Consider the following 257-nt stretch of genomic DNA (forward strand, 5'->3'; position numbering starts at 1 on the left):
GTATTAAGCGCTGCTATACCACGAACTTTTTTCGCATCAAAACGTGCCGCAATCATATCTGCTAACGTGTACTTCCCTAAATTTCTAAGCGGTTCTGCGACAAGATATAGAACAACTAAATAAGCAACTAAAAAGCCGATACTATAAAAGAACCCATCAAACCCAGTTAACGCTATCGCTCCGGCTATACCAAGAAATGACGCAGCAGACATGTAATCCCCAGCAATAGCCAGACCATTTTGCCAGCCAGTTAATCC

At 42.4% G+C, this 257-nt stretch carries 1 protein-coding gene; it reads right to left on the reverse strand.

Features of this window, described 5'->3' with window-relative positions:
- Positions 1 to 257, reverse strand: a 257-nt coding sequence (locus SB775_RS31315) for a sodium:solute symporter family transporter (protein WP_410865170.1), incomplete at both ends; no start/stop codon positions are given.

The organism is Peribacillus sp. SIMBA_075 (assembly GCF_046534585.1).